Genomic DNA, 10,528 nt, shown 5'->3' on the forward strand with positions numbered 1-10,528 from the left:
CGAATGGCTTATGTGTAGCCTAAGAAAATGTGAGTCTCAACCGCATCGAGCGGTATCGACTCACCCGCTTTCCTCCCCCACCTGTTCCGAGGTGGGGGAGTCCCACGGATCTTTTGTTGAAATTGGGCAATCAAGTTCAGCTGATTCCTCATCCCGTCATTGGCGGGTTTATGGGCGGCACGGGCTTAATTTTGCTCCAGGGATCCCTACAAGTGATGACCGATGTTGACTTTCGATTGTCGCAGTTATCGGTTTATCTACAACCAGAGGTGCTCCCGAATTGGGTCACTGGGGTCATTTGTGCTCTGATTCTCCTCGTTATTTCTAATCGTTATCAGCACTTTCTTGTTATTCCCGGTACGCTTCTAGCATTGATCGGGGTCTTTTACCTGGGATTTTTGCTGACCCATACCTCGTTTACCGAAGCACAAGCCCAAAATTGGTTGCTGAGTTTTGGGATTGAGGAGGGGCAGCTATGGCAACCGCTAATCCCTTCCCAGTTGGATGGGATTCACTGGTCAGTGATTCTGCAAAATTGGGACGCGATCGCGTCAGTGATTTTTATCTGCCTTCTGGAACTGGTTCTGACCAAAAATGGGATTGAATTGTTTGTCAGGCGCGATATCGATCTCAATCGTACTTTAGAAGCAGTAGGACTCGGCAATCTCATTGCCGGCATGGGCAGTGGTATGTCGGGAAACCAAGCGCTTCCCAGTACGATCCTAGTTTCTAAAATGGGTGCCAGCCGTCGCCTCACAGGTATTATTTGTGCTTTAGTTAGTATTGCTGTTCTTTTCCTGGGTCCATCTTTATTATCTTTCTTTCCGCGCCCGGTCATCGGTGCCTTATCTTTTTATTTAGGTCTTACCCTAGTGATTCAATGGGTTTACCGGACTTGGTTTCAACTTGATGTCTCTGAGTATTTGATCATCATTGCCTCGTTAATTGTTATTTTCACGGTCGGATTTCTAGAAGGGATTGCTGTGGGATTCGCAGGGCAACTAGTTCTCTTTTTGTACAATTACGCTCAACGGGAAATTATTAAAGATGATTGGGATGGAATTGAAACCAGAACTGAGATGCTTCCATTTTCTGCCAGTTATATTCTTCAAGAAAAAAGCCACCGAATTCAACTCTGGCAACTACAAGGATATATCTTCTTTGCCACAGCCAATCGCTTGGTTGAGAAATTTCGCCAACTGTTGAATCAGGAAGAACAGCAAAAACCAGCCTATTTGATTATCGATGGTAGCCGACTCGAAGGACTTGATGCTTCCGCGGTTGTTAGCTGTGCCAAAATTTTACGACTTGCTTATCAACAGAAAATTACAATCGTCTACACCAATTTAACCCCGTTAGTAGAACATAAACTGGATCGCGGTCACGCCCTAGAAACAAATAATCCTTATTGCCAACACTTTCCGGATTTCGACCAAGGGTTACAATGGTGCCAGAGCCAACTTCTAGATAAGGTATCGTTAGAGCAATCTGCCTCACTGACTTAAGCTTGTCTGCTGAACTTTGAATTCTGATTGTATTTTTATTGGAATAGTCAGCGGTACACCGGACTCAAAGTCCGGTACCTGCGCTGACCGCATTCCGCGGTCAATTAAATTGGCACTGTACAACTATATAGAAAGCCAGCAAGGAGATTTGAACTCCTGACCTACCCATTACGAGTGGGTTGCTCTACCGCTGAGCTATGCTGGCAGACTTCGATGATTGTCGGGAGTCAATTATAACTTACTTTCTTTATTTTTTAGCAGCCATTACTTCCTGTCCAATGGGTTCCACCGCCGGTTGAAACACGGAAGCTAATTCATCACGACCCACCACTAAGGTGGGTAAAGGGGTTGTGCCATAATTAACATCCGCTTGCAGTGGAAACGCAGAAGTCGGGGTTAAGGGAACAAATTTGCCCCCAGCCCCTTGGACAATTGCCCACACTGCCGCCAAATCCCAGACTTTGGGAATTGCCTCTACTGCACCTAAAGCAGCCCCGCTTGCCACCAATAAGAAACTATAGGTACAGACCCCAACAATGCGCGTTTTACAGGGTAAGGATTTTTGGAGAGAAGGCATACTGCGCACACATAAACTGAAGAGATGACTTTGACTGAGATCATCAGGGCTGGTTTGGATCGGTTCTCCGTTACGATAAGCCCCATTTTTTCCTGTTAAACCCGATCCCGTCAGCCAAAAGCCATGAAAGGATTGTTGTAAAACCGGAAAATGAACGTAACCAAATACCGGCATTCCTTGATAGAGGAGTCCCATTGAAATCCCCCAAACGGGAATGCCGCGGGTAAAGTTAGTTGTCCCATCAATGGGATCGATTACCCAACACCATTCCCGATCTGGAAAGATATGCACGGTTTCTTCGGTGAGGACGCCATGATCTGGGAACTGTTGCGCGATCGCGTTGCGAATCTGTTCATCTGCCCACTGATCCGAACTAGTGACAAGTGAACCGTCGGCTTTTTGTTGTGCTTGTACTTTCCCAAACTGAGTAACGAGAGTATCGCCGATCTCTTTTGTCAGCGTTTGGCTAAACGCTAAAGCTTCTTTTAAAACTTGTTCCATGTTACCCGTCTAAATCCCCTTCCATGACTGTTGCAATCGCTTTATTGGTTGACGTTTGAAACTCTGAGACATTGACGCGATTTAAAAGCGCGATCGCGCCTAACATTCCTAAAGCCTGCAATCCAAATACTAACCCATAAGCCAGCACCGGTGCTGTAAATAATGCCTTGCCAATATCTAAAACCACACCGCCGGCGACCGTTGCTAACGCTCGCGCTAATGCCTGGGCTAACCCCCAAGCCCCGATAAACGTACCGGCAGTTTCTGCAGCCGTTAAGTCCAACATTAAACTGATTGCACCGGTGGTTGTCAAGCCTGCGGCTAAACCAAAGAGAAAGACTGCCGATTTGAGCAACGTTGCTTCCTGGGTAAAGCCCGATAAAATAATCAGCACAAAACTACCCGCCACTAAAACACAGCCTAGGCGCGTGGTGTTTTGTTTCCCGAGACGCGGTGCAACCATAAAACCGGTACTACTAACACCGATTAAGGTGCCTAATCCCCAAAACGCATTTAATTGTGTTGTCTGCGAAATCGGTAAATCAAAGACTTCTCCGCCATAGGGTTCTAACACTGCTTCTTGCATAAATAAACTAATCGTCATCATAATCAAGAAGCTAAAAAATAAACCCGTTTGTCGGCTGGCGGTTAAAACGCGAATTGCCCGTCCTAAAGTGACACTATCTTCTCGGTCTGCAATAGTAGAACGACTGGCATAGCGGGAATATTTCTTCTCCACCCCCCAAGTGGCTAAAAAGGCTAAACCGAGGACAACTAAAGGAACAATAATAAACAGGCGATTAATGCCGCCTCGTAGGGTTGCCAATGGCGTTTGAATCACTTTTTCGTTACTGAGTAATAAACTGCCAATATTGGCACTCCAAATCACCCCTTCTTGCTGTAAACTTTGCAGCAAAATACCACCACTGACACCGCCAATCACAATCCCGACCATCAACATCGACCAAACGGTTCCTACTAGTTTTGATCGATTCTCTTCTTCCGAAACATCGACTAATAAGGCAGCAAACGGCGTTGAACTTGAACTTAATGCCAAACCATAAAAGATAAAAATTAGTCCCAATAAAACTGTAAAAAGAATGGTTTCTCCACTCCAAATCCAACCTCCTGCTTCGCGCACGGTGTTTCCCAATTGCCACATCACCTGTACAGCTAAAAAAGCAGCAAACGTAAAGAGAGCGGTTCCAACCCAAACGTAGCCGCTGCGATGGAGATTAAAGACGGGTTTGGCATCGGATAACTGTCCGAACCATACACGCGCTGGGGCAACAAATTGATGTAATGCTAGTGTGCCTGCAGCAACCGTTGCCGGGATTCCTAGTTCACTAATCATCACTCGATTGAGCACACCCAGGGTCAAGATAGACATAACACCTAACCCCATTTGAAAAAGCCCCAGGCGAAACATCGTAATCAGTTTCACTTGAGGCTGCGCTGAAGGTTGTTCTGGTGTCGAAGAAAGATTAAGGTCGCTCGTTGCCATTATGGTTTACTTCAGGAAAAAGCCAAGCGCTTGTGTACAGCAATATATTTTAACTTAAGCACTCAATCATCGATGAGCCAGTTTTGACTGCTAATTAAGTGCAGCGTAACCAAAGGAAACATTAAATTGACGACACCAAATACTCACTGCCTGAAATTCGTCTAAATTTAGATCATCTGGGAGAAGATAGCGTTGTGTCCCGTTCATACTGGCTAACGGCGCGATCGTCATATAGTCTTCTTCTTGCAGTTTAACGGGTACTTCACTTTCGCGATGCAATACCACTTGGACATCGGGACCTTCGGCAGTGGTAAACTCCTCATTAAAAACCAGATAACGTTTTCCATCTTCTTCAATAATGGTTGCCATTCCGGATGTGGGATGGTCTTGTTCTGTGGTGACAAATGTCCCCATTGCAAGCGTATTCTTCGATGCTTGAGCAACTTGCGGTGCGATTGATCGAGACGGGTTAAACGTCGTTTCTTGGGCAATTGCACTAGTTGTAGAGACGAGTAAAATTGAAAGTGAACTAAGAAGAATATATTTCATGAGTCGGGTTCTTTTAATTAATCAGGAATGCGGTTTTTCAGTTCACTTTCAACGATGTCAATATTTGCTGAGAACTAGCTGATAGAAACTTAAAGGATTGATGAGTAAGGCAGGTGAAAGGGCAATCCTTGAACTTACTTATCCTTCTGTACCAATATCTTCGTACCACAGCTGAGGAAAACGATTAATGAAATCGCTCATTAACTGCTTGCACTCACTGAGATCGAGATTAACGACTTGTATACCCTGTTCTTCCATAAACGCTTGTGCGCCAGCAAAGGTGGCTGCTTCTCCAGCAATCACCTTAGGAATGCCAAATTGTACTACTGCACCTGCACAGAGGTAACAAGGCATCAGAGTAGAATACAAGACAGTATTGCGATAACTGCCAATTCGTCCCGCGTTACGCAAACAATCGATCTCCGCATGAGTTACCGGATCATTGTCTTGAACGCGTTTATTGTGACCTTGACCGAGAATGGTTCCCTCGCGTACTAGAACGGATCCAATGGGAATTCCTCCTTCTTTTAAACCTTTTCTGGCTTGCGCGATCGCGCTTTCCATAAATTCGTCCATAATCATTCTTAATCAATAGTCAAACTAATCTTATCGAATTCCATTCCTTCGTGAACTCGACTAATCTGAGTTACATCATCAAAGCGTGCGCTGTAACTTCACTCAAGGTAATTTTTTGCGCATTCATGGTGGCAAAATCAAAAAAACCGTGTTAAATTTGTGGAGGTTGTTAATTCAATAACCGTTAGGGAGAAAGGAGGTGATGCCCATGATTGAAAGTAGTAAACGCATGGGTCACCTGATTGAAGTATGCCGGCTGTGTGCCGGGGCTGTTCTCTAATAGTCAGTTCCCTCTTCCTCGTGAGGAGAAATTGGCTGTACGAGTTCCTCTCGGCAGTCAGGTTTCAATCAGAAGTGACCCGCTACACCGCTCTTGCTATTGAGTGTTTGTTCACTCCCCGGCAAGAGCGGATAGTTTTTTAAAGGTTATTTGTCATTAGTCATTTGTCATTAAATAGTGCAATCTAGAGAAGAAAACATAAACATCTTGATTGGGCAACTTATCAATAGTTAACTATATTAATGATCGGAATTTGGATTTTAGGAACACAACTTTCTCTCGAAAACGCTGCACTGAAAAGTTGTGAACAGGAAAAAGCACAGACTCCGCTCATTATGATTGAGTCTCAAGAATATGCGGCAAAACGGCGATATCACCAACAAAAATTAGTTTTGGTCTGGTCAGCGATGCGTCACTTCGCAACAACACTACAAGCTGAGGGGTGGAATATTACCTATGAAACAGCGACTGATTTTATGACGCCTCTCAAAACTTGGGTGGCAAAACATCAGATAACTGAGTTGCGCATGATGAATCCCAATGATCGCGCTTTCTCCCATTTCATTCAACAGCTAGACTTAGGTTGTGAGATTACTCTCCTTCCGGATAACCATTTTTTATGGTCAACAGAAGACTTTCAACAATGGGCAAATAAACGGAAACGAATCTTGATGGAAGACTTTTATCGGGAAGGACGCAAGCGGTTTAATGTTTTAGTCGAAGGGAAGAAGCCGGTTGGGGGAAGCTGGAATTTTGATCAAGACAATCGTAAGCCACCGCAGAAAAATTTAGCACCCCCTAATCCAGTTACTTTCTCTCCTGATGCCATGACACAAGCTGTCATTGCAGAAGTCAAAGCCCTCCCTTTTCCTACCTATGGGGAGATTGATCCGTTTAATTGGGGTGTAACGAGAGAAGATGCCCAACAAGTACTAGCACATTTTATTGAAACTAACTTACCCAATTTTGGCACCTATCAAGATGCGATGGTTACGGGAGAGAAGACCATGTGGCATTCTTTACTTTCTCCCTATCTCAATTTAGGGTTACTGCAGCCTTGGGAAGTGATTCACGCTGTCGAACAAGCCTACTCTGAAAATAATCTACCTTTGAATAGTGTGGAAGGGTTAATTCGGCAAATTTTGGGCTGGCGAGAATTTTTACACGGCATTTATCACTGGGTTGCTGACGACTATGGACAAGGAAATTGGTTTGACCATACCCAGCCGCTACCGGCATTTTTTTGGGATAGTCGTCAAACTGACATGAACTGCTTAAACCAAGTGTTGCAACAAGTTGAAGAAACTGGCTATGCCCATCATATTCAACGGTTAATGGTATTGAGCAATTTTGCCCTGATCGTTGGTGTTTCTCCCCAAGAACTAAAAGAGTGGTTTCATGCGGTATTGATTGATGCCTATGATTGGGTGATGGAAACAAATGTCATTGGCATGGGACAATTTGCGGATGGTGGGGTGTTTGCCTCGAAACCCTATGCTTCTTCTGCAAATTATATTAACAAGATGAGCGATTACTGTGAAAATTGCTGCTATAATCCTCGTCGGCGAGCGCAGGAGCAGGCGTGTCCCTTTAACTTCTTCTATTGGGATTTTATGATACGACAGCGCGATCGGCTCCAATCTTTGGGGCGCATGAATTTAGTGTTGGCTAATTTGCGGAAGATTGATCCCGATGAGTTAAGGGAAATCCAAGATTTAGCGACTGCTTGGCGAGAAAAACATGACCTTAACTCTGAATAGAGTTTAAAGCAGAGTTTAAGTGAAAGTAAAGTTTGCAATTCTTATCTTAAATCTTTGTTTTCCACCACACATTCCCCAGTTTTTCCACAACTTTTTTCCTAGTTTTCCACAATTTACCCCAAGTTTTCCACAAACCATAACGGCAAAATCACTCTTAGAGGCAACTCCTGGTTGAACCAATGAATCCTAGGAAGGATATCCGTAAATACTGAGTTTATGTAAACTTATATAACAAAAAATAGGATAAAAGTTCCTTTACTTCGTTTTACTTTTGAAATGAAAAGTAGATCTGTAATATTTCTCAGCATTGACAACCCTCCCCCCTTTTAGACGACAATAGAGCGACCGGGCAAAAAACAAAACTAATTTCACCCTTAAGAGTGATTTGAGTTTATATTAAATAGTGTCTTGTATTGCTATTTAACTTTAAAATACTAGGAGCCTAATGAGAAGTTAGAAAGAAGGCAATACAGACTGATCGACTCAAAATTGAGTTATTACCCGGTCTATCACTTAGCAACGGCCAATTTGATTGGAGGGTCAAGTCGCTGTGAAAACGAACATTAACCTTTCGACACAGATTCCGCAAGAACTTCATGAGTCCTTACAACGCTATCTTGATGAACATCCTACTTGGGATCAAGATCGTGTATTAGCAGCGGCATTATCACTGTTTCTGCTGCAAAATAGCCAAAATAAAGTGGAACAAAGTTCGCAAACGTATCGCAGCTGCGCTCAGGTTTATTTGGAAACCTTATTTCAGTAGAATAGTGCTGTGATGTATTGCGAGGGGACAATGATCGATACTTTAATTGTGGGAGCAGGGATTAGCGGTTTAAGTACGGCCTATCGACTCAATGAGCAAAAATGCCAAGTTCTAGTGGCTGAACAGCGCGATCGCGCCGGTGGCAATATTACCAGCCAACAAAGTGGGGATTTTCTCTGGGAGGAAGGACCCAATAGTTTTTCCCCTTCCCCAGAACTACTAAAACTTGCAGTGGATGTGGGTTTAAAAAATGAGTTGATCTTTGCTGATGCGGGAATTCCTCGCTATGTCTATTGGCAAGGCAAACTGCGTCCTGTTCCCATGAGTCCCCCTGCAGCTGTTAAAACCCAACTGCTGAGTCCGTTGGGAAAGCTACGCGCCTTAACAGGTGCATTAGGCTTTATTCCTCCCCAAATTAGCAGTCAGGAGGAAACTGTTGCTAAATTTTTCACCCGTCACTTGGGATCAGAAGTAGCACAACGGTTAGTTAGTCCGTTTGTCTCTGGAGTTTATGCTGGAAATGTCGATCAGTTGAGTGCGCAAGCTGCCTTTGGACGAGTCACCCAACTGGCTGATGTCGGCGGTGGATTGGTGGCGGGTGCAGTTTTATCCCGTCGTCAAAAACCCAAATCAACCCCAAAAGCTGCTGAACGTTCAGATCTTCCAAAAACAAAGTCTGGACAGTTAGGATCTTTCCGAGAAGGATTGCAACAATTACCGAACGCGATCGTTTCTAAGTTGGGCGATAAAGTCAAATTTCAGTGGGAACTCAAGACTCTTACTCCTCATTCAGAATCCGGTTACATTGCGACATTTTCTACACCTGCAGGAGAAGAAACCATTGAAGCCAAAACTGTTATCCTCACGACTCCCGCTCACGTTACAGCATCACTGATCAAAGATTTATCTCCCCAAGCAAGCCAGACTTTAGAAGACATTCCTTATCCTCCCGTTGCTTGTGTGGTCTTAGCCTATCCTGATCAAGCCCTGCGTTTTCCCCTCAAAGGATTTGGCAATCTCAATCCTCGCAGTCAAGGATTACGAACCCTTGGCACAATATGGAGTTCAACACTTTTTCCTGGACGCACCCCCCAAGGCTGGCATCTTTTAACTAATTTTATTGGTGGTGCAACGGATCCTGAAATTGCTGAACTCAGCGAAGATCAAATTATTGAAGAAGTTCATCAAGACTTACAAAAAGCGGTGATTAAATCGGGAAGTACGCCGAAACCGTTAGCAGTTCATTTGTGGTCAAAAGCAATTCCGCAATATACCCTTGGACATCTCGAACGATTAGAAAGCATACGAAATAGTTTAAAATCATTCCCCGGACTGTTTTTATCCAGTAACTATCTCGATGGGGTTGCACTAGGAGATTGTGTACGCAGAGGAGAAGAAACCGCTCAAAGTGTGTTAGAGACCTTAGCACAGGACAAAAGAAGATAGTATGCGATTATTCTCAGTTTTAGCTTATGGCTTAGCGCTTTTTTTTCTTTGTGCTGTAGCCTTTGTTTTTAATTCTTACAATATTCCACCTGCATTATTTCTAAGAGACGTCGCAGCGATATCTGGTCGTAGTCCCTTTTTGGGATTGGGCTCTAATCTTGGAGCGTTTGCTTTGTTAGTCACATCGACTGTAACTCTATTTAGTGCACTGTTGCTAAAAGATATAGGACGGTCATATAAGCTTTTGCTGTGGCTAGGATTGTTCTCTTTATTGTTATTTATGGACGACTTTTTTATGCTGCATGAAAAGAAATTTTTTATCGGAATTCAAGAAGATTATGTATTTGTGCTCTATAGCATTTTCTTTGCTTTGATTTCTATGGTCATGTTTCGCAGCAGCATCGATTTTGATTTTAGAACTCTTCTCGCTTCAGTAATCTTTTTTGCGCTTTCGATTTCGATTGATATCGTTCAGTCTTTTTGGGACTCTCCCTGGCGTATTTTTTTGGAGGATGGGTTCAAGTTTGTAGGGATAGTTAGTTGGTCAATTTTCCTCATTCAGGCTTCCTACCTATCTGTAAGGGGGGCATGTCACACGAGTCATGGCTCTTGATCCCACTTGTTTACGGGCTCCACTAATCGAAGAGCGGTTCTGTGTTCCCCAACGACAACCTTTTGGTATCTATTGAGCCGCTAATCCTGCTACTAAATTCTTGAAGACATCGATGATGGAGTCAGTAGACCAAAGATTCATTCCAATGACCAAAGCTACGATAACGTAAGTTGGGAGAATTCGTTTTCGTTTTTCTTGACTATTAGCGGGACTTAGACGGGAAAGAAGTGCAAAACATGGTACTATCTAGAAAATTCAAGTGTTTTACGTCGCCCCTTAGCTGATGAAAGAAACCACTCCTTCTGCAATGCCACCGTGCTTCGATAAATGGTGTTGTCGATTAGACATCTCCAAAAACCTAAAACTCTTACTGTAACTAAGTTACACCGCAAACGATTTTCGGATTAATTTCCTCCTCAATAACGAGGTCATCAGATGTTGAAGCACCCAA

The 10,528-nt window shown here is 43.7% G+C and carries 10 protein-coding genes and 1 tRNA gene; 5 read left to right on the forward strand and 6 right to left on the reverse strand.

Going from position 1 to position 10,528, the window contains the following annotated elements:
- Nucleotides 1–29: 29 nt before the first annotated feature.
- The gene (locus GVY04_00325; GenBank protein ID NBD14622.1) at nt 30–1,505 is read left to right on the forward strand and encodes an STAS domain-containing protein; all 1,476 of its coding nucleotides are present in this window, start codon (nt 30–32) and stop codon (nt 1,503–1,505) included.
- A gap of 133 nt (nt 1,506–1,638) precedes the next feature.
- On the opposite strand, the gene GVY04_00330 is transcribed toward GVY04_00325, so the two are convergent.
- The 5 genes from GVY04_00330 to GVY04_00350 form a co-directional block, all read right to left on the reverse strand.
- A tRNA-Thr gene (locus GVY04_00330) sits at nt 1,639–1,710 on the reverse strand.
- Nucleotides 1,711–1,752: 42 nt separating this feature from the next.
- Entirely contained in the window at nt 1,753–2,583 is an 831-nt protein-coding gene (locus tag GVY04_00335; protein ID NBD14623.1) for an inositol monophosphatase, read from the reverse strand.
- Between the two features lies 1 nt (nt 2,584).
- The gene (locus GVY04_00340; protein ID NBD14624.1) at nt 2,585–4,087 is read right to left on the reverse strand and encodes an MFS transporter; all 1,503 of its coding nucleotides are present in this window, start codon (nt 4,085–4,087) and stop codon (nt 2,585–2,587) included.
- A 90-nt stretch (nt 4,088–4,177) separates the two neighbouring features.
- Nucleotides 4,178–4,636 carry a hypothetical protein gene (locus GVY04_00345; GenBank protein ID NBD14625.1) on the reverse strand — a complete coding sequence of 153 codons (459 nt, stop codon included), beginning with the start codon at nt 4,634–4,636 and terminating at the stop codon, nt 4,178–4,180.
- Between the two features lie 138 nt (nt 4,637–4,774).
- Nucleotides 4,775–5,212, reverse strand: a complete 438-nt coding sequence (locus GVY04_00350) for a nucleoside deaminase (GenBank protein NBD14626.1) — start codon at nt 5,210–5,212, stop codon at nt 4,775–4,777.
- Between the two features lie 522 nt (nt 5,213–5,734).
- On the opposite strand from GVY04_00350, the gene GVY04_00355 reads away from it, so the two are divergent.
- The 4 genes from GVY04_00355 to GVY04_00370 all read left to right on the forward strand — a co-directional run bounded on the left by GVY04_00355 (nt 5,735) and on the right by GVY04_00370 (nt 10,077).
- Nucleotides 5,735–7,252, forward strand: coding sequence for a cryptochrome/photolyase family protein (locus GVY04_00355; GenBank protein ID NBD14627.1), 1,518 nt, complete (start codon nt 5,735–5,737; stop codon nt 7,250–7,252).
- Between the two features lie 550 nt (nt 7,253–7,802).
- Entirely contained in the window at nt 7,803–8,018 is a 216-nt protein-coding gene (locus GVY04_00360) for a DUF2811 domain-containing protein (protein ID NBD14628.1), read from the forward strand.
- A 30-nt stretch (nt 8,019–8,048) separates the two neighbouring features.
- On the forward strand, nt 8,049–9,464 hold the full coding sequence (hemG, locus tag GVY04_00365) for a protoporphyrinogen oxidase (protein ID NBD14629.1): 1,416 nt from the start codon (nt 8,049–8,051) through the stop codon (nt 9,462–9,464).
- 1 nt (nt 9,465) lies between these two features.
- A complete protein-coding gene (locus GVY04_00370) occupies nt 9,466–10,077 on the forward strand; it encodes a hypothetical protein (protein ID NBD14630.1) in 612 nt (203 codons plus the stop codon).
- Nucleotides 10,078–10,146: 69 nt separating this feature from the next.
- Here the strand turns inward: GVY04_00370 and GVY04_00375 are convergent, their stop codons facing one another.
- Nucleotides 10,147–10,323 carry a hypothetical protein gene (locus GVY04_00375; GenBank protein NBD14631.1) on the reverse strand — a complete coding sequence of 59 codons (177 nt, stop codon included), beginning with the start codon at nt 10,321–10,323 and terminating at the stop codon, nt 10,147–10,149.
- Between the last annotated feature and the right edge of the window lie 205 nt (nt 10,324–10,528).

The sequence above is a fragment of the Cyanobacteria bacterium GSL.Bin1 genome (genome assembly GCA_009909085.1).
Classification (GTDB): Bacteria; Cyanobacteriota; Cyanobacteriia; order Cyanobacteriales; family Rubidibacteraceae; genus Halothece.

What these genes read in the sequence shown, in the direction of transcription:
- GVY04_00335 (NBD14623.1), bottom strand. Translation starts at nt 2,583, where the DNA reads ATGGAACAAGTTTTAAAAGAAGCTTTAGCGTTTAGCCAAACGCTGACA.
- GVY04_00370 (NBD14630.1), top strand. Translation starts at nt 9,466, where the DNA reads ATGCGATTATTCTCAGTTTTAGCTTATGGCTTAGCGCTTTTTTTTCTT.
- GVY04_00345 (NBD14625.1), bottom strand. Translation starts at nt 4,636, where the DNA reads ATGAAATATATTCTTCTTAGTTCACTTTCAATTTTACTCGTCTCTACA.
- GVY04_00340 (NBD14624.1), bottom strand. Translation starts at nt 4,087, where the DNA reads ATGGCAACGAGCGACCTTAATCTTTCTTCGACACCAGAACAACCTTCA.
- GVY04_00355 (NBD14627.1), top strand. Translation starts at nt 5,735, where the DNA reads ATGATCGGAATTTGGATTTTAGGAACACAACTTTCTCTCGAAAACGCT.
- GVY04_00350 (NBD14626.1), bottom strand. Translation starts at nt 5,212, where the DNA reads ATGGACGAATTTATGGAAAGCGCGATCGCGCAAGCCAGAAAAGGTTTA.
- hemG (NBD14629.1), top strand. Translation starts at nt 8,049, where the DNA reads ATGATCGATACTTTAATTGTGGGAGCAGGGATTAGCGGTTTAAGTACG.